This window comes from Devosia sp. LjRoot16 (assembly GCF_964252795.1).
In the GTDB taxonomy this organism is placed as follows: domain Bacteria; phylum Pseudomonadota; class Alphaproteobacteria; order Rhizobiales; family Devosiaceae; genus Devosia_A.
The window spans coordinates 1,410,109-1,433,337 of record NZ_CAXUPH020000001.1; the positions used below are offsets into that span (position 1 = coordinate 1,410,109).

A 23,229-nucleotide genomic window follows, 5' to 3' on the forward strand; every position below is an offset into this window, starting at 1 on the left:
AGCTTCGCTATGGCTTCGCCGAGCTGCGCTACCCTCCCCACAAGGGGGAGGGAGGATGCGAGAACCGAAGCTTCAGTCGTCTCCCTCCCCCTTGTGGGGAGGGATCAAGGGTGGGGGTGGCCAGGCGCACCAGCCCAGTGCTTTTGCACTCCACCCCACTTCGGTGTATTCACCCGCCCATGACCGAGCACACGCCCAAGAAGCTGTTCATCAAGACCTACGGGTGCCAGATGAACGTCTACGATTCCGACCGCATGGCGGATGCCCTGGCGCCGCACGGCTATGAGCCGGTGCAGGTGATGGAAGATGCCGATCTCGTCGTGCTCAACACCTGCCACATCCGCGAAAAGGCCTCCGAGAAGGTGTTCTCCGAGCTCGGGCGGCTGCGTGACCTGCGCGAAGAGCGCCGGGCCAATGGCCAGGACCTGATGATCGGCGTCGCCGGCTGCGTGGCGCAGGCCGAAGGCGACGAGATCGTCCGCCGGGCGCCGGCCGTGGACCTGGTGTTCGGCCCGCAATCCTACCACCGCCTGCCCGAGCTCATCGCCCGCGCCCATAATGGCGCGAAGGTCGTCGACACCGACTTCCCCGAGGAAGACAAGTTCGAACACCTGCCGGCGGCGAAAAAGGAAGTCACCCTCGCCCGCGGCCTTACCGCCTTCCTCACCGTGCAGGAAGGCTGCGACAAGTTCTGTTCGTTCTGCGTCGTGCCCTATACCCGTGGCAGCGAAGTGTCGCGCCCCCTCGAGCAGGTGCTGCGCGAGGCGCAGAACCTTGCCGAAGCCGGGGTGCGCGAGCTCACCCTGCTGGGCCAGAACGTCAACGCCTATCACGGCCTTGATGCGCGCGGCCGTAGCGTCGGGCTCGGCGAACTCTGCCATCGGCTGGCCGAGATCCCCGGCATTGCCCGCATCCGCTACACCACCTCGCACCCGCTCGACATGACCGACGAGCTACTTGAGGCGCATCGCGATCTCGAGGCGCTGATGCCCTATCTGCATCTGCCTGTTCAGGCTGGCTCCGACCGCATCCTCAAGGCGATGAACCGCCGCCACACCCGCGCCGACTACATGCGGGTGATCGAGCGCATCATGGCGGCCCGGCCGGACATGGCGCTGTCAGGCGATTTCATCGTCGGCTTCCCCGGCGAAACCGATGCCGATTTCGAGGAGACAATGCAGGTGGTCAAGGATGTCGGCTATGCCTCGGCCTATACCTTCAAGTACTCGATCCGCCCCGGCACGCCCGGTGCTTCGATGGACGACCAGGTTGCCGAAGCGAAAAAGACCGAGCGCCTGCAGCGGCTCAACGACCAGATCAACGCCCAGATGCATGCCTTCCATCGCTCGGTGGTCGGCCGCACCCTGCCGGTGCTGATCGAGAAGGCCGGCCGGCAGCCCGGCCAGATCGGTGGCCGCTCGCCCTATCTGCAGGCCGTGCATATGGATGGCCCGACCCGGTTGATCGGCCAGATCATTCCGGTCGAGATCGTTGAAGCCCGGAATAATTCCCTCATCGGCAAGATTGTCACAGTCGCGGAACCGAATCCTGCTAGCGTTATTGAGTCTCAAGCCATCGCGGCCCATATCTGAGAGGCCGCCCTTAGGAGCCCCAGAGATTTGAGCAGGCATTTGCCCCCGTCTACCGACCACGGCCCGTCCTCCCAGCTTGAACTCGCCTTCGAAGACAACAAGCTCGCCGCGCAACTCTACGGCGATTTCGACCAGCACCTGGCTTTGATCGAACAGCGATTGTCCGTACAGGCGACGCCGCGCGGCAACCACGTGATGCTGAAAGGCGGCGCCACTTCCGTCGACCAGGCGCGGCGCGTCCTCGAGTCGCTCTATGAGCAGCTCGAAGAGGGCCAGCAGATCGAGGTGTCGACCGTCGACGGCGTCATCCGCATGATCGAGACCGAGGACAGCCAACTGAGCCTGCCCACGCTCGAGAAGAAGGGCAGGGTGCGCATGGCGCAGATCGCGACCCGCAAGGCCACCATCGTCGCGCGCACTCCGGCGCAGGACGCCTATATGCGCGCCATGGACCGGAGCGAACTGGTGTTCGGCGTCGGCCCGGCCGGTACCGGCAAGACCTATCTCGCCGTCGCCCACGCCGCGACGCTGCTGGAGCGCGGCGATATCAACCGGATCATCCTTTCCCGTCCGGCTGTCGAAGCCGGCGAGCGTCTCGGGTTCCTGCCCGGCGACATGAAGGACAAGGTCGATCCGTACCTCCGCCCGCTCTATGACGCGCTCTATGACATGATGCGCCCCGAACATGTGGAGCGCTGCATCACCTCGGGCATCATCGAAGTGGCGCCGCTGGCCTTCATGCGCGGCCGCACCCTCGCCAATGCCGTGGTGATCCTCGACGAAGCGCAGAACACCACCTCGATGCAGATGAAGATGTTCCTGACCCGCCTGGGCGAGAACAGTAAGATGATCGTCACGGGCGATCCGACCCAGGTCGACCTGCCGCGCGGCGAGAAATCCGGGCTGATCGAGGCGGTGCACCTGCTCGATGGCGTCGAGGGCGTGCATATCTCGCGCTTCAACGATAAGGACGTGGTCCGTCACGCGCTGGTGGGCCGGATCGTCCGCGCCTACGAAGCCGATACGGCGCGCCGGCTGGCCGAGAACAACACGAAGGCCTGATGCAAGCCCCATTATCAATCGCCTTCGCGGTCAACGCGGAGGGCTGGCCCGAGAGCCTCGAGGCCGTGGCCGAAACCGCCATTCGCGCCGCGCTGAAGCAATCGGAAGCCGAGGTCATCGGCGTCACCGAGGTCTCGGTGGTCTTGACCGACGATGCCGAGCAGCGCGAGCTCAACCGGCAATGGCGCGGCTTCGACAAATCCACCAACGTGCTGAGCTTCCCGCAGATCGAGCCGTTCGCGCCGGTTTCAGGGCTGCTCGGCGACATCACGCTGGCGCGCGAGACGGTGGAGAAGGAGGCCGAGGAGATGGGCATTTCCTTCGAAGCGCATTTCACCCACCTGGTGGTGCACGGTTTCCTGCACCTGTTGGGCTACGACCATATCGAGGAAGAGGACGCCGAGGAGATGGAGGGGCTCGAAACCGAGATCCTCGCGAGCCTCGGCATTGCCGATCCCTACGCCGATAGCTAAATTACACCCTCCGATGAATTGAAGGCCGCACGCGGCCATACCCGATGAACGACTCCGACAGTCCGTCCGCGCCGCCCAAAAAGCCGGCGCAAACCAAGTCCAACAACGAGCCTCCTTCTAGTCCCGCCCCCGCGGTCACGTGGGGGCAAAAGATCTGGAATCGCCTGCGCGGCCTCATCGCCATGCGCACCGTGTCGCTGCGCGATGACCTCGAGGTGGCGCTCGAGAGCGAGAACAATGGCGGCACCGCCGATTTCACCCAGTCCGAACGCACGATTTTGAAGAATGTGCTCGATCTCGCCGAGAAGCGGGTCGAGGACGTGATGATCCCGCGCGCCGATATCGAGGCGATCGAGACTTCCGAGACGCTCGGCGTGCTGGTCACCCGCTTCCGGCAGGTCGGCCACTCGCGCATGCCGGTCTATTCCGACAGCCTCGACAACATTACCGGCTTCATCCACGTCAAGGACGCGTTGCGCCGGATCACCGAGCCGGCGACCGACCCCGAAGCGACGGTGCCGGTGAAGCTGGTTTCGACGCCGCTGCGCAGTAGGCTCGAAAAGCTCGACCTGGTGCGCCAGGTGCTGTTCGTGCCGCCGCTGATGCCGGTGGGCGACCTGTTGCAGCAGATGCAGCTCAAACGCGTGCACATGGCGGTGGTCATCGACGAATATGGCGGCACCGACGGCCTCGTCACCATCGAGGACCTGCTCGAAGCGGTGGTCGGCGAGATCGAGGACGAGCACGACGACGACGTGGCGCTGGTGCGCAAGGTCAACTCCAACGTCTTCATCGCCTCGGCCCGCGCCGAACTCGAGGAAGTGCGCGAGGTGATCGGCCCGGATTTCGACCCCGGCAGCCATGCCGACGAAGTCGATACGCTGGGCGGCCTGGTGTTCGAACTGGCCGGCCACGTCCCGGCCAAGGGCGAGCACGTCAACGGCATCAAAGGTTTCGAGTTCGAAATCCTGCAGGCCGACAGCCGGCAGGTCAAACGCGTCAAGATCAAGCGGCTGAAGCAACCGAAACCGCGGCCGCCCAAGCCGCCGGTGGCAAAGGCGCCGGAGGATACGCCGGCGCCGGCGGCGGAGTAGGCTCGCTGAGGGATATCCCTGTCCGCCGACGCTTGCAGTCGGGCGCCCTCTCCCGTTTACGGGGGAGGGGTGCCGACTGCCTGCTTCACGGGCTCACGCCCGCACCAGGTTCCCCACCACGATCTCGCGCCAGATCCGCACCGGCGTTACCCAGCGATCGAACTTGTTGTAGTCGCCGGCGTTGATGACGCAGGCGATGCCGGCTTCGGGGGCCAGCCAGAGCCGCTGGCCGCCATTGCCGAAGGCGCCGACCCAGCGCAGCGGCTTGTCGTAGCCGGGTGCCGGCGCTTCGTGGATGTACCAGAGCCGGCCATAGCCCAGCCCGTCCCAGGTCTGGATGGCGGGCGTCCATGAGGCTTCGATCCACGCCGCCGGCACCACCTGCCGGCCTTCGTGGCGCCCGCCATCGACCAGCATGGCGCCGATCCGCAACAGGTCCGGCGCGGTGAGGCGGAGGCCGGAGGCCGGCGACACCACGCCGTCGCTTCCCGCCATCCAGTAGAAATCGGTGATGCCGAGCGGCGCGAACAGCGCTTCACGCGCGAAGTCGGGGAGCTTCTGGCCGGAGCCGCGTTCGATCAGCGCACCGATCAGCGCCACGGCGCCGCCGGAATAGACCCATTTCTCGCCCGGGGCGCCGGTGACCGGCCGATCGAGGATGAAGCGATAGCGATCCGGCGCCATTTCCATGGCGATCTCGGAGTTGGTCGGGTCGGTATAAGGTTTGTTCTCATCCCACTCCATGCCCATTGTCATGTTGAGGGTATGCGCCACCGTCACCTTGCGCCGCTCGGGATCGGCGACGAGATCGGGATACTCGGGGAAGCCGTCGATCACCGGCGCATCGAGCGCCGGCACGAGGCCGCGCTCGAGCGCGACGCCGTAGAGCAGCCCGACAATGCTCTTGGTCACCGAGCGGAGGTCGTGCAGCACCTCCGGCCCGAACTGCACGCGGCCCAACGAATCACCCCAGCTTTCGTCTTCGCCTTCGAAATACTGCTCGAGCACCAGCTTGCCGGCGCGGCTCACCAGCAGGGCGTGGATGGGCAGCAGCAGCCCCGATTCGAAGCCCGCCGCCAGCTTCCGCTCGAGGTTGGCGGCAAAGCCCGCCGCTTCGGGCGTTGCCCTGTTCCAGTTGGTCACCGTCGTCTCCTCTTTTTTCTGTCGGGCGCGATGCTGGGGCCCGGCCGGGCAGCTCGCTTGATCACGGTTGCGCTAGCGCGGTCATTGAGTTTGTCGCGCTTTCGAACCGGAAAAGTCTGCAACTTTTCCTGAAAGCGCTCCGGCGTTGTCGGCTTGACCCGGCGCGCCCACCTCGCGACGTTGCCACATGCCCTGTGATTCGAGCGCCGCATGACCTGGCTGGCCGAGACCGTGATGCTGAGCCATGGCTGGCGACGCTTCCTCATCGTCGTCGTGGCCGGGGTGATCGCGGCGGCTTCGGTGCCGCCGTTCTTCCTCCTGCCGGCGCTGTTCCTTGCCCTTCCCGTCTGGGTCTGGGCGCTCGATGGCGCGGAACATCGGCGTCAATGGCGCCGGCTGGTCGGCCCGGCATTCCAGATCGGCTTTGGCTTCGGGCTCGGCTATTTCACGGTGGCACTGCACTGGCTCGGCGCGGCGTTCCTCCAGGAAGGCGGCGTCTTCCTCATCCTGATGCCGTTCGCCATCGTCGGGCTGGCAGCAATTCTCGCCATCTTCTGGGGGTTGGGCAGCGCACTGGCGCACCTCGTCTGGTCGGGCGGCGCCTTTCGTATCGTCACCCTGGCCAGCTTCCTGGCGCTGGCCGAATGGGCGCGCGGGCACCTGTTCTCGGGCTTTCCGTTCGATCTCATCGGCTACGCGCTGACCGCCAATGACGAGATGCTGCAGCTCGCTTCGGTGGTCGGCAGCTATGGGCTCACCTTCATCGCCGCACTGATCGCCATGACGCCGGCGCTGATCTGGCCGGCCGACCAGCGCGGGCTGGTGCGCCGGCTGATCCCGATCTTTCTCGCCATCGCGCTGATCGCGGCGCAGGTCGCCTATGGCAACTGGCGGCTCACCAGCACCACCCTCACGGCGCGCACCGATATGAAGGTGCGCATGGTGCAGCCGATGGTGCTCGAGCACGCCGACTGGTCGGTGGCCGATCCCGATGCGATCATCAACCAGCTGATCGGCCTCTCCGAAAGCAAGCTGACCCCCGCCGATCCGGGTCTCAGCGGCATCACCCACCTGGTGTGGCCGGAATCGGTGTTTCCGTTCTTCCTTACCAACTACCCCGATGGCATCGCCCGCATCGCCCGCATGCTGCCCGACACCACGCTGCTGCTCACCGGCGCGCCGCGCGAACCGATCGGCGACGACGGCCTGCCGATCCCCGACAACCCGGGCTACAACTCCATCCTCGCCATCGACAGCAGTGGCGAGGTGGTGGCGAGCTACGACAAATCGCACCTGGTGCCGTTCGGCGAATATCTGCCGCTCCAGAGTTTCTGGCGGCTGTTCGGCATCAACCAGTTCGTGCCGGGCACCAATGGCTGGGCCGCCGGCGACGGCCGCCGGCTGATGACGCCGCCTGGCACGCCGCCGTTCCTGGCGCTGGTCTGCTACGAGGCGGTGTTCCCCGGCGATATCGGCGACCCCGCGCAGGCGCAATTCATCCTCAACGTCACCAACGATGCCTGGTTCATGGGTTCGATCGGCCCGGCCCAGCACGCCCACCATGCCCGGATGCGGGCCGTCGAGACCGGGCTGCCGATGCTGCGCGCCGCCAATACCGGGGTGACGCTCAGCGTCGATCCACTCGGCCGCGTCGTCGCGCAACTGGCCGAGGAGCAGGTCGGAGTGCTCGACGTGGTGCCGTCCGAGCCGCTGCCCGGCGGCACGCTGTTCAACCGGATCGGCGACTTGCCGTTCTGGGTAGCGGTGGTTCTCGGCATCCTCGGCTCGCTCGTTGCGGCGCGGCGTCCGCGTCGCATCGCATGAATTTTCTGCAACAGCGCCCCTGGGGGACATAAAGCTTCCTTTATATGACTTGACCGCGCGATGCCCGAGTGGCAAAACACCGCTCAACTGTGCGAATTTCGCACTTTTTGACCAATTTTCGGGGGTTTCGCCTTGGCTCGGTCTTCTTATCTGTTCACCTCGGAGTCGGTTTCGGAGGGTCATCCGGACAAAGTTTGTGACCGGATTTCCGACGAGATCGTCGATCTGGTGTTCCGTGAGGCCAAGAAGGCCGGCATGGATCCGGCCAAGGTGCGCATCGCCTGCGAAACGCTGGCGACCACCAACCGTGTGGTGATCGCCGGTGAAGTGCGCGTCCCCGAGACGCTGCTGAAGCGTGGCAAGGACGGCAAGGTGCTGCTCGATGCGGCCGGCCACCCGGTGGTCAATCCGGCCAAGTTCAAGTCGACTGCCCGCAAGGCGATCAAGGCGATCGGCTACGAGCAGTCGGGCTTCCACTGGAAGACCGCCAAGATCGACGTGCTGCTGCATGGCCAGTCGGCCGATATCGCGCAGGGCGTGGACGAATCGGGCAACAAGGATGTCGGCGCCGGCGACCAGGGCATCATGTTCGGCTATGCCAGCCGCGAGACCCCGGAACTGCTCCCTGCTCCGATCTACTACGCCCACAAGATCCTCGAAGCATTGACCATCGCGCGCAAGGCCGGCGAAGGCGCGGCGATCAAGCTCGGCCCCGACGCCAAGAGCCAGGTCACCATCCGTTACGAGAACGGCAAGCCGGTCGCCGTGACGCAGATCGTGGTCTCGACCCAGCATGTCGATGCGAGCCTCTCGTCCGAGGACGTGCGCAAGATCGTCGAGCCCTATGTCCGCGCCTCGCTGCCCGAAGGCTGGATCTCCAAGGACACCGTCTGGCACGTCAACCCGACCGGCAAGTTCGTGGTCGGCGGCCCGGATGGCGATGCCGGCCTGACCGGCCGCAAGATCATCGTCGACACCTATGGTGGCGCGGCCCCGCATGGCGGCGGCGCCTTCTCGGGCAAGGACCCGACCAAGGTCGACCGCTCGGCGGCCTATGCGGCGCGCTATCTCGCCAAGAACGTCGTCGCCGCCGGCCTCGCCGACCGCGCCACCATCCAGCTGAGCTACGCCATCGGCGTCGCCAAGCCGTTGTCGATCTATGTCGACCTGCACGGCACCGGCAAAGTCGCCGAGGACAAGCTGGAGATCGTGCTGGGCGAGGTGTTCGACCTGAGCCCCCGCGGCATCCGCACCCACCTCGACCTCAACAAGCCGATCTACGCCAAAACCTCGGCCTATGGCCATTTCGGCCGGAAGCCCGGTCGCGACGGCTCGTTCAGCTGGGAAAAGACCGACCTGGTCCCGGCGCTGAAGGCCGCAGTGAAGGCTGCTGCCTGACGACTTCGGCGCTACGCAGACTCCTCCAATCAACCAGGCCATCCCCGCGAAAGCGGGGATTGCTGTTTTTGGCAGCCGGGGCCGGAACGCCGTGCTAGTGGACCCCATGACCTCCAAACCCCACCATCCCCTCAATGTCGATGGCGAGCCGCGAGCCTTTTTCGGCCGGCGCTCGGGCAAGCGCCTGCACAAAGGGCAGGACCAGCTGTTCAAGGAATTGCTGCCTGAGCTGGAGATCGCGCTCGGCGATGAGGTGCTCGATCCGACGGCGCTGTTCCCTGAGGCGAGACGGCGCGAGATCGAGATCGGCTATGGCGGAGGCGAACACCTGTCGCTCGAAGCCAGCCGCCATCGGGATACCGGCTATATCGGCTGCGAGGTGTTCTCCGGCGGCATCGCCAAACTGCTGCAGCAGATCGACGAGGAGGAGCTCGGCAATATCCGGCTCTACACCGACGACGCGCTGAAGCTGTTGCAGAAGCTGCCCGACGCCAGCCTCGATGGCGCCTTTTTGCTCTATCCCGATCCGTGGCCGAAGACCCGGCACCACAAGCGCCGCTTCATCTCGCCGCTGACGCTCGCGCAACTCGGGCGGACCCTGAAGCCCGGCGCACCGTTTCGCTTCGCCACCGATATCGAGGACTACGCGAACTGGACGCTGGCGCATATTTTGCGCGCGCCCGACTTCATTTTCGCGCCCGAGCGGCCGCGAGTCTGGCACGAGCCTTATGCTGGCTGGGAGCCGACGCGATACGAAGAAAAGGCCCGCGCTGCCGGCCGCAACACCAGCTTCTATCTGAGCTTTCTGCGCCGCTGGAACGCTGCAGGCCCGTCCTCATCCGCCGAGCGTTAATAGAACGTTCAGGCAACCGAGCACTGAAATCTGGCCACTGCCTCTGGTAAACGGCGCCTCGTGAACGATATGCGACGATGGGGATCTCGCGCCATCCGGTAACGGCTGGCCACTATTGTGCGTGGAGTTGGCGTATGCGTCAGCAGAACCGTTCGCCCGTCAACCAAGCCGTGATCGAGGAACTCTTGACCACTCGAAACAGCAAGTGGACGCTGACCGTCGTACTGCATCTCAGGCATGATACACTGCGGTTTTCCGAGCTGCATCGTGAGATCGGCAGCATTTCGCAGAAGGCGCTGACCTCAAGTCTCAGGGCGCTGGAACGCGATGGCTTTGTCAGCCGCACCAGCTATGCGACGATTCCGCCGCGGGTCGATTATGCGCTCACCGAGCTCGGTGCCGAGGCGCTGAAAGCTTTCGAGGCCTTCGAGGCTTTTGCGGCGCGCCACTGGCATCGGGTGCTGGAGGCGCGGCAGCTGTTCGACGCCCGTGACGCCGATCAGCTCGAGCCTCCGGTGCTGCGGATCAGCACCGGCCGTTGATCCCCGGGTCTTAGCCTCTGTCACGCTTTCGAGGTGGAAAGTCTCACAACTTTTCCTGAAAGCGCTCGACGGCAGTCTGCCCGGGATCAGCGAGCCGGCAGGCACGTAGCCCGCCGGCTCGGGGGATCGTCATCAGTCGAAGAAGTTATCGACGAGGAGCGAGCCCTCGTTGACCGGAGCCTTGCGGGCGCCAGTGTCAACCTTGCTCAGCACGCGGGTGTTACCGCCCACCGAAGCCTTCACCGGGGTCAGCGTATCCTTGTAGAAGTACTCGAAGGTCGAGGAACCGTCGGCCTGCTTGACCACGGCGCGGATGACGTTGTCGGTGTTCTCGTACACGTCGGTGGCTGCAATGCCCTTCTGGTTGAGCTGGGTCACCAGGAAGTCGCTGTCGAAGCTGGAATCCTCAGACGCCGCAAAGGCGGGAACCGAGAGACCGCCGACGACGAGCAGAGCGGCAAGGCCAAGAGCAGAAGTCTTCATTTTTCATGTCCCTTTCGTTTTCTGGACAACAGGGAGATCGGACTCCGCCGGCCAACTCGCAAGGCACTAAATCTGCACTCATGGCCCTTGAAATTCGATAATGCGTGCAGAGGGTTACACCAGGGAATGCCACCATCTTGTGAGAAACCCACCTCCCTCGAGGGGGGTTGGTTGCCTAAAGGAAACCATTGGTGGAAGCTGGCTTTGAGGATGATTTTGCGCGCCGATTGACCATGGTTTGATGGGAACCGGCGGCGCATTTTCAGCGTCTCAGAGCGACAAGGAGACGTGTCGTGCACCAAACCGTGAGAATCCTAAATATTCAGCAGGTGACGCATAATGTGCGCCGCTACGTGCTGGAAAAGCCCGCCGGCTACCGGTTCGAACCGGGCCAGGCCACCGAGCTGTCGCTCGATGAGGAGGGTTGGCGCGACAAACGGCACCCCTTCACCTTCACCGCGCTCAACGACTGGGACGATCTCGAATTCACCATCAAGAGCTACTTCAACACCGGCGGCGACGGCATGACCGAGCGGCTGTTCGGTTACGGCCCCGGCCAGAAGCTGGTGCTGCGCGACCCGTGGGGCACCATCACCTACAAGGGACCGGGCACCTTTATCGCCGGCGGCGCCGGGGTGACGCCATTCATCGCCATCCTGCGGCAGCTCCACCAGGACGGTAAGCTCGCCGGCCATCGGCTGATCGCGTCCAATCGCAAGGCCGAGGATATTATCCTCCGCGACGAGTTCGAAGCGATGGCGGGGCTCGAGGTCACCTGGACGGTCACTGACGAGCCAAATGCTACGGGGGTCCTGCACGAGCGGATCGACGAGGCCTTCCTCAAGCGCCACGTGCACGACATCAGCCAGAACTTTTACCTCTGCGGTCCGGATCCGATGGTTGCCGACCTCAAGGCGGCGCTGGGCGGGCTCGGGGCGGCGGCGGAAGCGCTGACCTGGGAGAAGCCCTAGGCCACCCGGGTATGTTGTTGAGCAAGCCCCATAGGCTGGCGCGGGCCGCCCCACCCTTGATCCCTCCCCGCAAGGGGGACGCGGTAGCGCCCCGAGGGGAGGGATACGCAAACTGAGATACTGGTGTGAGCGTCTCCCTCCCCCTTGCGGGGAGGGGACAGGGGTGGGGGTCCGCCCGCACCGGCGTTTCGGTTAGGGGCTCAGCCCTGCGGCTTATTCGGCCGGCTGCGGTCCTGCCTCTGCCGGGAGGCGGCTGCCGCGACCGGCGAGGGTGCGTTGCCCCAGCAGCACGGTGAGCAACGCCAGGGCGCCCGACACCACCGAGACGACGAAGCCGTTGCTGGCGCCATAGCTATCCACCACCCAGCCGGTGACGAACGAGCCCAGCGCCATGCCGATGCCGATGCCGGTCATCACCCAGGTGATGCCTTCAGTCAGCATCGCCGCCGGCACCCGGCGCTCGATCAGGCCGAAAGCCGTGATGAAGGTGGGCGAGATGGCGACGCCGCTCGCGAACACGGCGAGCGCCAGCATGGGCACACTGTCGACGAACAGCAGCGGCCAGGCGGTGATGGCGATGACGGCCAGTGCGATCGCCAGTTGCTTTTCGAGCGCCAGCTTGAGGTTGAGCGCCCCGACGATCAGGCCGACGACGAACGAGCCGACGGCATAGACGCCGATGACGAGGCTGGCCGCGCCGGGCTCGCCCAGCTTTTCGGTGATCGCCACCGCGCTCACTTCGGCCGTGGCGAAGATCGCGCCGACGAAGATCAAGGCAAGGGTGATGATCTGCACCGGCCGCTGCCGGATGGCGGACTGCCCGCCGCCCGCCATGGCGCCGCTGGGCCTCGGCTCGGTGCGGCGCTGCGCGATGAAGGCCAGCCCGCCCAGCCCCAGGAACAGCGTGCTGGCGAGCAGCCCCGCCTCGGGGAACAGCGCCACCGCGAGCCCCACCGACAGTGATGCGCCGGCAATATAAACCAGCTCATCGGCCGAGGATTCAAAGGCGAAGGCGGTGTTGAGTTCGGGCCGATCGCGGAACAGTTCGCTCCAGCGCGCCCGGATCATCGCCGGAAAGCTCGGCATCAGCGCCGCAGCAAGCGCCGCGGCGAACAGCGTCCAGATCGGCCAATCCTGATAGGCCGCCAGCATCAGGACGATGAAGGCGGCCAGAGCGACGAGCGTCGTCGGGATCAGCACGCGTGACTGGCCCAGCCGGTCGACGACCCGTGAGATCTGCGGGGCGAATAGGGCATTGGCCAGCGCGTAGGTGGCGGACACCGCTCCGGCGAGCCAGAACTCGCCATGCGTCTGCGACAGCATGGCGACGATGCCGATCGGCGCCATCGCCATGGGCATGCGGGCGACGAAACCGGCGGCAGCAAAGCCCTTGGCGCCGGGCGCCCCGAAGATCTCTAGATATGGATTCGGCATGACGATCCCTCGACATTTCGGAAGCCGCGGATTACATGATTGACATACGCGGCGTATGTGAGACATCTAGTTACATACGTAGCGTATGTCAATTAGCATACGTGACGTATGTAAGATAGGCAGAGCATGGCCCAGAGAACCCGCAGTGAAATGATCGTCGAAACCCGCGCCAAGCTGATGGCGGCAGGTCGCAAGGCCTTTGCCGAAGTCGGCTATGCCGAAGCCTCGATGGATCACTTCACCTCCGATGTCGGGCTGACGCGCGGCGCGCTGTACCACCATTTCGGCGACAAGCGCGGGCTGTTCGAAGCCGTGGTCACCGAGATCGACAGCGAGATGACGGTGCGGCTCAAGGCGCGTGCTGCCAAGGCGCCGAACGCCTGGGAGAGTTTTGTCGAGGAGGGCATCGGCTATATCGAGATGGCGCTCGAGCCCGAGATCCAGCGCATCATGCTGCGCGACGGCCCGGCAGTGCTCGGCGACCCTTCCTCATGGCCCAGCGCCAATGGCTGCATCACCGCGATGCGGCAGAGCCTCGAGGGTCTGCTCGCGGCCGGGGTGATCGCCGATGTCGACTGCGAAGCGACCGCGCGGATGATCACCGGCGCCTCCTGTTATGCGGCGCAGTGGATCGCTAATGCCGACGACCCGGTGGCCATTTCCCACCGCGCCACCGCTGGCTACCGGCGCCTCGTCGAAGGGTTGCTGCGCAACGCGCCGCTCCGCCACTGACGGCGGCCGCTGGTCTTTGATTTCGTTGCGGGCGAACTACTCGACCGCGGCTCCGGCAACGAACGCCGTCACCTTGTCGACCGGCATCTCGCAGGGTTTCAGCGCCGGCTCCATGCTGCTGGGCGGGCGGTAGATATTCAGGCTGATGCGGTCGCTGCCACCCAGCTCCTCGGCATAGAGCTTGAAGCTCTTGCCATTGGCATGCGCCGTGTTGGTCACGCCGTAGCGCCGGCCCTGATAACGGGCTGTGAAGTAGCCGCGCGGCCACGATGTCAGGATCGTCCAGACCGCGACCGGCGAAACATCCAGGGAAATCGTCATGCCCCTGATATGGGGTCGCCCGGCGCACTCGCCAATTCCCATAGGCCACAAGGTGCCAGTATTGGTGACCAGGCCATGGCGGTATAGCCTGACAGCAGCTGGCAGCCTTACCGTCGTACCATCCTGCCAACGATGGACGAGTTGAAAGGAACGCCGCATGTCAGGCACAACGCCAATGCGCGCAACACGCCGCGAGTGGATTGGTCTCGCGGTCATTGCCCTGCCCTGCATCCTCTATGCCATGGACCTGACGGTCCTCAACCTGGCGGTGCCGTCGCTGACGGCTTCGCTTAATCCCACGGCGGCGCAGCTGTTATGGATCGTCGATATCTACGGCTTCTTCGTCGCCGGCTCGCTGCTCACCATGGGAACGCTGGGCGACCGGATCGGGCGGCGGAAGCTCCTGCTGATCGGCGCCGTCGCCTTCGGCGCGGCCTCGATCCTCGCCGCCTTCGCCCCGACGGCGGAGACGCTGATCTTTGCCCGGGCGCTGCTCGGCATTGCCGGCGCGACGCTGGCGCCCTCGACGCTGTCGCTGATCACCAACATGTTCCGCGACGACCGCGAGCGGACCATCGCCATCAGCGTCTGGGTCGCGAGTTTTTCGACCGGCGGGGCGATCGGACCGGTAGTGGGCGGCATACTGCTCAACTATTTCTGGTGGGGCTCGGTGTTCCTGATCGCGGTGCCGATCATGGTGGTGCTGCTGCTCGTCGCACCGCGGCTCCTGCCTGAGTACAAGGATCCGCAGGCCGGCCGGCTGGATATCCTCAGCGCCGCCCTGTCGATGGCGGCGGTGCTGTCGATCATCTACGGCATCAAGTCGCTGGCCGAAGGCGGCGAGTTGGCGATCAGCATCGGCGCCATCGCGCTGGGACTGGCGGTCGGCATCGTTTTTGCCTGGCGGCAATTGCGCCTCACCCACCCGCTGCTCGACTTGAGCCTGTTCGCCCGCCCGGCGTTCAGTGCGGCGCTCAGCATCAACGTCTTCGGCTTCTTTGCGCTGTTCGGCATGTTCCTCGTGGTGGCGCAGTACATGCAACTGGTGCTGGGGCTGACGCCGTTCGAAGCGGGCATCTGGAGCCTGCCGGTCGGCCTCGGCTTCGTTGCCGGCTCGTTGCTCACCCCGCTGCTGCTGAGCCGGATGCGCCCGGCCTATGTGCTGGCGCTGGGGCTGACCGTCGCGGCCCTGGCGCTGCTGGTCATCGGGCTCACCGCCCCGTCGCGCGACCTGATCACCCTGATATCAGCCGACACCTTGCTGTCGCTCGGGCTCGCCCCGGTGGCGACGATCGCGGCGGACCTGGTGATGAGCTCGGCGCCGCCGGAGCGGGCCGGCGCTGCTTCCGGGCTCAACGAAACGAGCTCGGAGTTCGGAGGGGCGCTTGGCATTGCGCTGCTCGGCAGCATCCTCACGGTGCTGTATCGCGGCGGGCTCGGCGAAACCCTGCCGCATGGCCTGTCGGGTGAAGCGGTGGCGATGGCGCTGCGGGGCATCGGCGGCGCTCACAGCGCCGCGGAGACGCTGCCGGAGGGCGGCGTGGCGCTGCTGGAAGCGGCCCGCGTCGCTTACGCCGACGCCATGCTGGTGACTTCGCTCTTGGGCGCAGCGATCGTCTTCATCGCGGCGGTGACCACCATCGCGATGTTCCGCGGCATGCGACCGGCGACGGCGTAGGACGCGGCGGTCCAACACGATCGCGGATTGCGAAACGCCCAACGGCCGGCCTTCTCCCCTTGTGGGAGAAGGTGGCGCGCAGCGCCGGATGAGGGGTCCGCGCAACGAAGTGTAGCGCGCTCGGAGCCTAAGCGACGAGCGACTGGAGTACGCGGAGAGAACCCCTCATCCGGCCTTCGGCCACCTTCTCCCACAAGAGGAGAAGGCACCTAGTCCACCGCCGGTGGTTCCATACTGCGGAAGGCGCGATACCCCTCAAGCAACAGAAAAGGCCCGGGATCGCTCCCGGGCCTCTTTGCATTGGAAGAGTGCTGCCGATTACTCGGCGGCTTCCTCGGCGATTTCCTTGCCGGTCGCCTGGTCGACGACCTTCATCGAAAGGCGGACCTTGCCGCGCTCGTCGAAGCCGAGCAGCTTGACCCATACCTTGTCGCCTTCCTTGACGACGTCGGTGGTCTTGCCGACGCGCTGGGCGGCGAGCTGCGAGATATGCACGAGGCCATCCTTGGCGCCGAAGAAGTTCACGAACGCGCCGAAATCGGCGGTCTTGACCACGGTGCCCTGGTAGATGGCGCCGACTTCGGCTTCATCGGTGATCGACTTGATCCACTTGATGGCCGCATCGATCGAGGCGCCGTCCGAGGACGAGACCTTCACCGTGCCGTCGTCGTTGATGTCGATCTTGGCGCCGGTCTTTTCGACGATCTCACGGATCACCTTGCCGCCGGTGCCGATCACTTCGCGGATCTTGTCGGTCGGGATGGTGATGGTCTCGATGCGCGGAGCGAACTCGCCCACCGTGGCACGCGAGGTGTCGAGCGCCTTGGCCATTTCGCCCAGGATGTGCTCGCGACCGCCCTTGGCCTGACCGAGGGCGACCTTCATGATCTCCTCGGTGATGCCGGCGATCTTGATGTCCATCTGCAGCGAGGTGATGCCATCGGCAGTGCCCGCCACCTTGAAGTCCATGTCGCCGAGGTGATCTTCGTCACCCAGGATGTCGGAGAGCACCGCGAAGCGGTCGCCTTCGAGGATCAGGCCCATGGCGATACCGGCCACCGGCTTCTTCAGCGGCACGCCCGCATCCATCAGCGCCAGCGAAGTGCCGCAGACGGTCGCCATCGAGGACGAGCCATTCGACTCGGTGATCTCGGAGACGACGCGGATGGTGTAGGGGAACTCTTCCGCCTTGGGACGCATCGGGTTGATGGCGCGCCAGGCGAGCTTGCCGTGGCCGATCTCGCGACGGCCGGGCGAGCCCATGCGGCCAGCTTCACCGACCGAGTAGGGCGGGAAGTTGTAGTGCAGCATGAAGTTCACCTTGCCGGTGCCTTCGAGGCTGTCGACGAACTGCTCGTCGTCGCCGGTACCGAGCGTGGCAACGACGAGGGCCTGGGTCTCACCGCGGGTGAACAGCGCCGAACCGTGGGTGCGGGGCAGCACGCCGACTTCGGCAACGATCGGACGGACCGTGGTCAGGTCACGGCCGTCGATGCGCGACTTGGTGTCGAGGATGTTCCAGCGGACAATCTTGGCCTGGAGGTTATGGACGACTTCGCCCAGGTCCTCGGCCGAGACGGTGCCGGCTTCGATCTGCGACGCGTAGTGCGCCTTGACCTTGGCGTTGGCGGCATCGACCGCAGCGTAGCGCTGCGCCTTGTCGGTGATCTTGTAGGCGGCGCGGAGGTCCGCCTCGGCCACCTTCAGCACGTCGGCTTCGAGCGCCGAGTAATCCGGAGCAGTGAAATCACGCGGCTCTTTGGCGGCCAGTTCGGCCAGCTTGATGATGGCGTCGATGACCTTGCGCGAGGCTTCGTGACCGAACATCACGGCGCCGAGCATGATCTCCTCGGAAAGCTCCTGGGCTTCCGATTCCACCATCAGCACGGCGTCCTGGGTGCCGGCCATGACCAGATCGAGCTTGGACTCGGCGCGACGGTCGACGGCGAGGTTGAGGACGTATTCGCCATCAATATAGCCGACGCGGGCGGCGCCGATCGGGCCCATGAAGGGTACGCCCGAGATGGTCAGGGCCGCAGAGGCGGCGACCATGGCGAGCACGTCCGGGTTGTTTTCCATGTCGTGCTGCAGAACGGTGACGACCACCTGGGTCTCGTTCTTATAGCCGTCGGGGAAGAGCGGGCGGATCGGTCGGTCGATCAGGCGCGAGGTCAGCGTCTCGTTTTCAGTCGGACGGCCTTCGCGCTTGAAGTAGCCGCCCGGGATCTTGCCGGCGGCGAAGTACTTTTCCTGATAGTTGACCGTCAGGGGGAAGAAGTCCTGACCGGGTTTGGCGGATTTCGCCGAAACGACGGTGGCGAGCAGCACGGTCTCGCCGAGCGTGGCGAGCACGGCGCCGTCGGCCTGGCGGGCGATCTTGCCGGTCTCGAGGGTGAGGGGCTGGCCGCCCCAGTTCAGCTCAACTTTGTGGTAGTCGAAGTTGATGGGCATAGCATTGTCTTTCCATTCTGCCGGAAAGAGCGGGAACGCGGGGGCGTAGCCACCCCGCGAACTCTTCCGGTGTGCCAGCCGCCCGCCGCACCCCATGTGCGACTACGGCCCAAAATCGGCACGGTTCCGCGCTGACACCCCCCGGTCGAGGAGGGGCGGAACATGGACAAGACGATGAGCCGCTCATGTCTCTGGGAGAGGGCACCCGCTGGTGCCGTGAGCGGCCGATGATCTCGCCATGCTCCGCGTAGTTCGTCAGCCTACGCTGGTATCCGGCATAGCTGCCGGAGTGGACCCGCGAGGCGTGCCTCGTGGGTCCGGGTAGTCGTCGTAACCGACCCAGCCTTAACGGCGCAGGCCCAGACGCTCGATGAGCGCCTTGTAGCGCGCTTCGTCCGACTTCTTGACGTAGTCGAGGAGACGACGGCGCGTCGAAACCATCTTCAACAGGCCACGGCGGGAATGGTTGTCCTTGCCATGCAGCTTGAAGTGTTCGGTGAGATTGGCGATGCGTTCGGAGAGGATCGCGACCTGGACTTCCGGCGAGCCGGTATCGTCCTTCTTGGTGGCGTAATCCTTGATGAGCGCAGTCTTCCGCTCTGCGGTAATCGACATCGGAAAGGTCCTTTCAAACAGAGGATCATCGGGACGCTGCCGCCCGGGATGTCGTCCAGGTGGAGCCATGAATAAGCGCCGGCCGGGCCGGAACTCGCGCGCTCTATAGGGGAAAGGGGCTGAGAACGCCAGTTATTTGTCGGTCGCCGGGGTTTCGGCCGCGCCGTTGAGACTGTCGGAGGGGTCGAGCGAGCTCAGCGGAATAGTGAAGCGCCACTCGATGCCCAGCTCATGCACCTCGCGCTCGACCTCGCCATTGAGCGAACGGCCGACCATGTTCTCGAGCACGGTGGTGCCGAAGCCACGGCGCGGGGAGGTTTCGGCGGGGGTGCTGCCGCTTTCGTGCCAGATGAAGCTCACCGCGTCGCCAAGCCGTTTCCAGGTCAGCTCGAGCCGGCCGCCATCCTTGGCGAAGGCGCCGTATTTCACCGCGTTGGTCGCCAGCTCGTGCGCCGCCATGCCGAGGATCTGCGCCGCCTGGGCGTTGAGCCGCAGCGCGGGGCCGTCAACGATCACCCGTTCGCCATCGACCGGGCAGAACGGATCGATCTGGCTGACCAGCAGCTCCTTGAGATCGACGCCGGCGACGCCATGCGCCAGCAGCAGATCGGTGGAACGGGCGAGCCCGAAGATGCGGCGCTCGAAGTTCGAAACGAACTCGGGCACCGTATCGGCGCCGCGCGCCGTCTGCTTGGCCATGGCCGCGATCACCGTCATCTGGTTCTTCGAACGGTGCGCCAGCTCGCGCATCAGGAAGCGGACCTCGGTCTCAGCGGCCTGGCGTCGGCGCGAGGCATCGCCCAAGGCGCTCGATACGGTCTCGATCTCTTCGATCGGGAAAGGCCGCGCCTCGACCGGCTGGCCGGCGCCGAGCCGCTTGGCATCGGCCTCGAGGCCATGCACCGAGCGGCCGATCTGCAGGCTCACGCCATAAACCACCAGCACCACCAGCGCCGCCAGCAGCACACCGCCAGCGAGAAGTGACCAGAACGCATCGGCCAAGGGCTTGGCCACGACGCCGCGATCAGCCCAGGCCACCAGGGTCCAGCCGGTGAGGGTCGAGCGCTGCGCGACAACGAGGTAGTCCTTGCCCTCGGAGACGAGGCTGCGCCAGCCGACCGTCGAGCCGAGTTCATCGATCGGCGCCAGGTTGAAGGCGTCGCCGGTGTTGCCGCCCTGGTCGGCGGCGGCGATGATCACGCCTTTCCTGTCGACCAGCGCCACATGCCAGCCCTCGGGCATGCGGCTCGCCAGCAATGTGTTCGACAGCTGGCTGGCGGCGCGGCTCAAGCCGAGGATCAGCGGCTGCTGGTTGGCCGGAAAGATCGGCTGCAGGATGTTGACCACCCATTGCTGCGACACCCGTCCGAATACCGCATCCGAGATCGCCACATCGCGACTGTCGAAAGCCCGTTGCGCGGTTTCGACATCGCCGATCGGATTGGCCACCTGCTCGGATATCGGGACCCGGGTGGACAAGTCCGAGGTCATGTCGGGGTGGACGAGGTAGACGTAGGACGCAGTGTTCTCGAGCGCCACGCTGACCCGGGCGTGAAACTCAGGATAGGCGGCCGGGCTGAGCGGCGGCGTGGTGGCGAGGACGCGCAACGTGGTGATGTTGGCGTTGATCTCACGATCCACCGCCTGGACGATCGAGCGGGCATTGCCGGTGATCAGCGTCTCGACGACGCGCTCCTGCGCCTCGTTGTTGCGTTGCAGCAGGATGGCGGAGAAGACGAATGCAGGGACCAGGGCCACCAGCGCCAGGACGAAGAGGTAGACAGCAATAGGCCGCGCCGTCGGGCCACGCCGACGCGCAATAGCACTGCTCTCAGCCGGGCCCGGCCCGTCAGCCATAACGCACCCCGGCGAAAATCAACCCAAACCCCTGCTGTCTTAGAGCACGAGAACGCCCGGTTGGGCTATTGGTTCCAACGGCAGCCAGCGCTAGATGATAACGCGCTGGGGCTTGAACATGCCGGCTTCAACCCGCCCCAGCGCCACGGCGACGCCGGCGCTGCTGGCCCAGGCGCTGTCCAGCGCGATCGGCGCCGATGCGCCGCCGAGCAGCACGGGGTTGCCGTGCCGGACGGCGCTCACCTGGTCCGGGGTGAGGCGGATTTCGGGCAGCAGCGACAGCCCGGCGGAAACCGGCAGCAGCAGCGCATCGCGATCCGCGGCGGCTTCCAGCGCTTCGAGCGTCACCGCCCGCGCCTCGGTGAACGGGCCGACGGCGGTGCGACGAAGTTCGACCACGTGGCCGCACGTGCCAAGCTGGCGGGCCAGGTCGCGGGCCAGGGCCCGCACATAGGTGCCCTTCTCGCAGGTCATTTCCAGCCGGCTGATTTCGCCGGCATGTTCAATGAGCCGGAGGGCTTCGACGTAGACCGGGCGGGCCGCCAGCTCGACCACCTCGCCGGCGCGCGCCAGGTCATAGGCGCGTTCGCCGTCGACCTTGATCGCCGAAAAGGCCGGTGGGGTCTGCATGATCTCGCCGGTGAAAGCGGGGAGCGCAGCGAGGATTTCGGCCTCCGATGGCCGCACCTCTGAGCGGGCGCTGACCTCGCCCTCGGTGTCGTCGGTGGTGGTCTCCTCGCCCCATTTGATGGCGAAGCGGTAGACCTTGGTGCCGTCCTGCACGGCGGGCACGGTCTTGGTCGCCTCACCCAGGGCGATCGGCAGGATACCGGTCGCCAGCGGGTCGAGCGTTCCGGCATGACCGGCTTTCTTGGCGCCGAACAGCCAGCGGAGCTTGCCCACCGCCTGGGTGGAGGTCATGTCATAGGGCTTGTCGAGAACCAACCAACCGGAGACGTCGCGCTTTAGGGATTTTGTTTGGGACACTGGACGTGGCCTCTTTCGCCTCCCTCCCCCCGGGGCGCTACCGCGTCCCCTGGGGAGGGAATGAGGGTGGGGGTGGCCACTCGCGCCGGAGCGTGGGGCTCCACCCCACCCTTTATCCCTCCCCATCATGGGGAGGGAGACGACTGCGAGCGCAGGCTTGTTCCGGCAGGACGCTACTCTTCGTCCTCATCCTTCAGGATATCGCGCTGTACGCGGTCGGAACGCAGCAGGGCGTCGATCTTGCCGAACTCGTCAAAGGTGTTGTCGACGAAAAAGCGCAGATCCGGCGCGAATTTCAGGTCGAGCTCGGGCGCCACGCGGCCGCGGATGAAGCGGTGGTGGCGGTTGAGCGCCTCGACGATCTCCTCCGCCCCCGCGCCGCCGAGCGGCATGATATAGGCGCTGGCGAGCTTCAAATCCGGGGTCATGCGGACTTCGGGCACAGTGATGACCTTGCCTTCAAGCAGCGGATCCTCGATCTCGCCGCGGGCGAAGACGCCGGAAAGGGCGTGGCGCACCAGTTCGCCGACGCGCAGCATGCGCTGGCTGGGACCGGTGGGCTTGTGGGTGTCGCGTTTCATCGGGCTGAGTTAGGCGCTTGGCGGCTTTCCGTCAACGGTAGGGGCCTATCCGGGGTGCTGAGGAACGCCATTCGCCACACACTCGGTGTCATCCCAGCGAAAGCTGGGACTCAACTCACAGCCTGCACAAGCGGATGATTGGATCCCAGCTTTCGCTGGGATGACGGCCGGTGGGTTGGGAGACTTCTGCCACGCTATGGCAATGGTGGACTATCCCGCTTGCTCTCGACCAGCCGCTCGAGTCCGTCGAGGATGCGTTCCAGCCCGAAGTCGAAGGCCAGATCGGGGTCGCCGAGGCCATAGAGTTCGCCGACTACCGCGCCGACCCGGCTCGCCACCGGATAGGGCGAGAAATCCATGGTCGAGAGGAACGGCTCGATGGTGTACCACCACTCATCGTCGCTCATGCCGGTCTGCGCCTTGACCATATTGGCGCGCACCACGTCGCGGACCGCGCCATGCACATAGTTGGCGACGAGGATGACACAGAGATCCATCTCGACTTCGCCGAGGCCGAGCCCGTCGAAGACGCTGAGGAAGTTGTCATAGGCGCGGATGGTGTTGGGGCCGAGCACCGGCCGGTGCGTGCCGATCTGCAGCGCCCAGGGATGGGCGAGGTAGAAGCGGCGAAAGCTGCGCGCCACCAGGGTCACGTTGGCCCGCCAGTTGGCCGGGTGAAATTCCGGCGTCACCTCGCCGGCCTGTCCGGTGGCGACGGCATCGAGCATCAGGTCGAGCAGCACCGCCTTATCCGGGATGTGAGTGTAAAAGCTCATCGGCGAGATGCCGACCGCTTCGGCAACCCGGCGGGTCGAGACGGCATCGATGCCCTCGGCGTCGGCGATGGCAACGGCGGCAGCCACCAGCTCGGCGACGCTGACCCGCGATTTGGGCCCGCGCCTGGGCGCCGGGGCCCTGCCCCACATCAGTTCCAGCGTCCGGATCGGATCGCCCCGACCGACAATTTCCTCGGCCATCCGGCCTCCACAAAATAACTCTTTACAGTGTACGGGATTGGGTCTATCCAAACCCCGTACACTGCACAACGTTATATCCGCGCCCCGCGAAAGTCGAGATATCCATTCGGACATCCGGCGCGCGTGTCGAAAACCAGTCTGCTGACACGTCATGTCAGCAG

General features: G+C 65.4%; 21 protein-coding genes. 11 read left to right on the forward strand and 10 right to left on the reverse strand.

All coding sequences use genetic code 11. From position 1 onward, the window contains the following. Window positions 1-179: 179 nt before the first annotated feature. The 4 genes from miaB to ACSQ23_RS06555 all read left to right on the forward strand — a co-directional run bounded on the left by miaB (window position 180) and on the right by ACSQ23_RS06555 (window position 4,221). Window positions 180-1,592, forward strand: coding sequence for a tRNA (N6-isopentenyl adenosine(37)-C2)-methylthiotransferase MiaB (gene miaB / locus ACSQ23_RS06540; protein ID WP_055874243.1), 1,413 nt, complete (start codon window positions 180-182; stop codon window positions 1,590-1,592). 27 nt (window positions 1,593-1,619) lie between these two features. Beyond that, window positions 1,620-2,654, forward strand: coding sequence for a PhoH family protein (locus tag ACSQ23_RS06545; protein ID WP_055874246.1), 1,035 nt, complete (start codon window positions 1,620-1,622; stop codon window positions 2,652-2,654). Beyond that, window positions 2,654-3,127, forward strand: a complete 474-nt coding sequence (gene ybeY, locus ACSQ23_RS06550) for an rRNA maturation RNase YbeY (RefSeq protein WP_055874250.1) — start codon at window positions 2,654-2,656, stop codon at window positions 3,125-3,127. Before ACSQ23_RS06545 ends, ybeY begins: the two co-directional genes overlap by 1 nt. 182 nt (window positions 3,128-3,309) lie before the next feature. Further along, entirely contained in the window at window positions 3,310-4,221 is a 912-nt protein-coding gene (locus ACSQ23_RS06555; RefSeq protein WP_156384473.1) for a hemolysin family protein, read from the forward strand. Window positions 4,222-4,314: 93 nt separating this feature from the next. On the opposite strand, the gene ACSQ23_RS06560 is transcribed toward ACSQ23_RS06555, so the two are convergent. Then, window positions 4,315-5,364, reverse strand: coding sequence for a serine hydrolase domain-containing protein (locus tag ACSQ23_RS06560; protein ID WP_055874256.1), 1,050 nt, complete (start codon window positions 5,362-5,364; stop codon window positions 4,315-4,317). A 210-nt stretch (window positions 5,365-5,574) separates the two neighbouring features. On the opposite strand from ACSQ23_RS06560, the gene lnt reads away from it, so the two are divergent. The 4 genes from lnt to ACSQ23_RS06580 all read left to right on the forward strand — a co-directional run bounded on the left by lnt (window position 5,575) and on the right by ACSQ23_RS06580 (window position 9,981). Further along, window positions 5,575-7,188 (forward strand): apolipoprotein N-acyltransferase, encoded by a 1,614-nt coding sequence (lnt, locus tag ACSQ23_RS06565; RefSeq protein ID WP_436090114.1) that lies wholly within the window; start codon window positions 5,575-5,577, stop codon window positions 7,186-7,188. Between the two features lie 132 nt (window positions 7,189-7,320). Next, window positions 7,321-8,586: a methionine adenosyltransferase gene (gene metK / locus ACSQ23_RS06570; protein ID WP_055874262.1), complete on the forward strand. Its 1,266-nt coding sequence runs from the start codon at window positions 7,321-7,323 to the stop codon at window positions 8,584-8,586. A 106-nt stretch (window positions 8,587-8,692) separates the two neighbouring features. Continuing rightward, the gene (trmB, locus tag ACSQ23_RS06575; protein WP_436090115.1) at window positions 8,693-9,439 is read left to right on the forward strand and encodes a tRNA (guanine(46)-N(7))-methyltransferase TrmB; all 747 of its coding nucleotides are present in this window, start codon (window positions 8,693-8,695) and stop codon (window positions 9,437-9,439) included. A 134-nt stretch (window positions 9,440-9,573) separates the two neighbouring features. Continuing rightward, the gene (locus ACSQ23_RS06580) at window positions 9,574-9,981 is read left to right on the forward strand and encodes a winged helix-turn-helix transcriptional regulator (protein ID WP_436090116.1); all 408 of its coding nucleotides are present in this window, start codon (window positions 9,574-9,576) and stop codon (window positions 9,979-9,981) included. Window positions 9,982-10,113: 132 nt separating this feature from the next. Here ACSQ23_RS06580 and ACSQ23_RS06585 read toward each other — a convergent pair whose 3' ends face one another. Next, window positions 10,114-10,464, reverse strand: coding sequence for a hypothetical protein (locus tag ACSQ23_RS06585; protein WP_055874271.1), 351 nt, complete (start codon window positions 10,462-10,464; stop codon window positions 10,114-10,116). Between the two features lie 293 nt (window positions 10,465-10,757). Between ACSQ23_RS06585 and ACSQ23_RS06590 the strand changes: the two genes are divergently transcribed. Then, window positions 10,758-11,435 (forward strand): FAD-binding oxidoreductase, encoded by a 678-nt coding sequence (locus tag ACSQ23_RS06590; RefSeq protein ID WP_436090117.1) that lies wholly within the window; start codon window positions 10,758-10,760, stop codon window positions 11,433-11,435. Between the two features lie 213 nt (window positions 11,436-11,648). Here the strand turns inward: ACSQ23_RS06590 and ACSQ23_RS06595 are convergent, their stop codons facing one another. Continuing rightward, the gene (locus tag ACSQ23_RS06595; RefSeq protein ID WP_436090118.1) at window positions 11,649-12,869 is read right to left on the reverse strand and encodes an MFS transporter; all 1,221 of its coding nucleotides are present in this window, start codon (window positions 12,867-12,869) and stop codon (window positions 11,649-11,651) included. Window positions 12,870-12,995: 126 nt separating this feature from the next. Here ACSQ23_RS06595 and ACSQ23_RS06600 point away from each other — a divergent pair, with 126 nt between their 5' ends. After that, window positions 12,996-13,601, forward strand: coding sequence for a TetR/AcrR family transcriptional regulator (locus tag ACSQ23_RS06600; RefSeq protein WP_436090119.1), 606 nt, complete (start codon window positions 12,996-12,998; stop codon window positions 13,599-13,601). Between the two features lie 36 nt (window positions 13,602-13,637). On the opposite strand, the gene ACSQ23_RS06605 is transcribed toward ACSQ23_RS06600, so the two are convergent. Then, window positions 13,638-13,922, reverse strand: coding sequence for a hypothetical protein (locus tag ACSQ23_RS06605; protein ID WP_055874285.1), 285 nt, complete (start codon window positions 13,920-13,922; stop codon window positions 13,638-13,640). Between the two features lie 157 nt (window positions 13,923-14,079). Here ACSQ23_RS06605 and ACSQ23_RS06610 point away from each other — a divergent pair, with 157 nt between their 5' ends. Then, window positions 14,080-15,600 (forward strand): MFS transporter, encoded by a 1,521-nt coding sequence (locus ACSQ23_RS06610; RefSeq protein WP_436090120.1) that lies wholly within the window; start codon window positions 14,080-14,082, stop codon window positions 15,598-15,600. A 318-nt stretch (window positions 15,601-15,918) separates the two neighbouring features. Here the strand turns inward: ACSQ23_RS06610 and pnp are convergent, their stop codons facing one another. From pnp to ACSQ23_RS06640, 6 genes are all read right to left on the reverse strand, one after another. Then, window positions 15,919-18,051 carry a polyribonucleotide nucleotidyltransferase gene (pnp, locus tag ACSQ23_RS06615; RefSeq protein ID WP_055874291.1) on the reverse strand — a complete coding sequence of 711 codons (2,133 nt, stop codon included), beginning with the start codon at window positions 18,049-18,051 and terminating at the stop codon, window positions 15,919-15,921. 345 nt (window positions 18,052-18,396) lie between these two features. After that, on the reverse strand, window positions 18,397-18,666 hold the full coding sequence (gene rpsO / locus ACSQ23_RS06620; RefSeq protein WP_055874294.1) for a 30S ribosomal protein S15: 270 nt from the start codon (window positions 18,664-18,666) through the stop codon (window positions 18,397-18,399). Window positions 18,667-18,798: 132 nt separating this feature from the next. After that, window positions 18,799-20,523 carry a sensor histidine kinase gene (locus ACSQ23_RS06625; protein WP_436090121.1) on the reverse strand — a complete coding sequence of 575 codons (1,725 nt, stop codon included), beginning with the start codon at window positions 20,521-20,523 and terminating at the stop codon, window positions 18,799-18,801. 90 nt (window positions 20,524-20,613) lie between these two features. Beyond that, window positions 20,614-21,639, reverse strand: coding sequence for a tRNA pseudouridine(55) synthase TruB (gene truB / locus ACSQ23_RS06630; protein WP_436090122.1), 1,026 nt, complete (start codon window positions 21,637-21,639; stop codon window positions 20,614-20,616). Window positions 21,640-21,683: 44 nt separating this feature from the next. Beyond that, window positions 21,684-22,091, reverse strand: a complete 408-nt coding sequence (rbfA, locus tag ACSQ23_RS06635) for a 30S ribosome-binding factor RbfA (protein WP_055994281.1) — start codon at window positions 22,089-22,091, stop codon at window positions 21,684-21,686. Window positions 22,092-22,285: 194 nt separating this feature from the next. Beyond that, window positions 22,286-23,068 (reverse strand): TetR/AcrR family transcriptional regulator, encoded by a 783-nt coding sequence (locus ACSQ23_RS06640; protein WP_055994279.1) that lies wholly within the window; start codon window positions 23,066-23,068, stop codon window positions 22,286-22,288. Window positions 23,069-23,229: the final 161 nt, after the last annotated feature.

What these genes read in the sequence shown, in the direction of transcription:
- ybeY (WP_055874250.1), top strand. Translation starts at nt 2,654, where the DNA reads ATGCAAGCCCCATTATCAATCGCCTTCGCGGTCAACGCGGAGGGCTGG.
- ACSQ23_RS06555 (WP_156384473.1), top strand. Translation starts at nt 3,310, where the DNA reads ATGCGCACCGTGTCGCTGCGCGATGACCTCGAGGTGGCGCTCGAGAGC.
- ACSQ23_RS06610 (WP_436090120.1), top strand. Translation starts at nt 14,080, where the DNA reads ATGTCAGGCACAACGCCAATGCGCGCAACACGCCGCGAGTGGATTGGT.
- ACSQ23_RS06640 (WP_055994279.1), bottom strand. Translation starts at nt 23,068, where the DNA reads ATGGCCGAGGAAATTGTCGGTCGGGGCGATCCGATCCGGACGCTGGAA.
- ACSQ23_RS06585 (WP_055874271.1), bottom strand. Translation starts at nt 10,464, where the DNA reads ATGAAGACTTCTGCTCTTGGCCTTGCCGCTCTGCTCGTCGTCGGCGGT.
- lnt (WP_436090114.1), top strand. Translation starts at nt 5,575, where the DNA reads ATGACCTGGCTGGCCGAGACCGTGATGCTGAGCCATGGCTGGCGACGC.
- ACSQ23_RS06605 (WP_055874285.1), bottom strand. Translation starts at nt 13,922, where the DNA reads ATGACGATTTCCCTGGATGTTTCGCCGGTCGCGGTCTGGACGATCCTG.
- trmB (WP_436090115.1), top strand. Translation starts at nt 8,693, where the DNA reads ATGACCTCCAAACCCCACCATCCCCTCAATGTCGATGGCGAGCCGCGA.
- truB (WP_436090122.1), bottom strand. Translation starts at nt 21,639, where the DNA reads ATGATGGGGAGGGATAAAGGGTGGGGTGGAGCCCCACGCTCCGGCGCG.
- pnp (WP_055874291.1), bottom strand. Translation starts at nt 18,051, where the DNA reads ATGCCCATCAACTTCGACTACCACAAAGTTGAGCTGAACTGGGGCGGC.
- miaB (WP_055874243.1), top strand. Translation starts at nt 180, where the DNA reads ATGACCGAGCACACGCCCAAGAAGCTGTTCATCAAGACCTACGGGTGC.
- rbfA (WP_055994281.1), bottom strand. Translation starts at nt 22,091, where the DNA reads ATGAAACGCGACACCCACAAGCCCACCGGTCCCAGCCAGCGCATGCTG.
- ACSQ23_RS06595 (WP_436090118.1), bottom strand. Translation starts at nt 12,869, where the DNA reads ATGCCGAATCCATATCTAGAGATCTTCGGGGCGCCCGGCGCCAAGGGC.
- ACSQ23_RS06625 (WP_436090121.1), bottom strand. Translation starts at nt 20,523, where the DNA reads ATGGCTGACGGGCCGGGCCCGGCTGAGAGCAGTGCTATTGCGCGTCGG.
- ACSQ23_RS06600 (WP_436090119.1), top strand. Translation starts at nt 12,996, where the DNA reads ATGGCCCAGAGAACCCGCAGTGAAATGATCGTCGAAACCCGCGCCAAG.
- ACSQ23_RS06580 (WP_436090116.1), top strand. Translation starts at nt 9,574, where the DNA reads ATGCGTCAGCAGAACCGTTCGCCCGTCAACCAAGCCGTGATCGAGGAA.
- rpsO (WP_055874294.1), bottom strand. Translation starts at nt 18,666, where the DNA reads ATGTCGATTACCGCAGAGCGGAAGACTGCGCTCATCAAGGATTACGCC.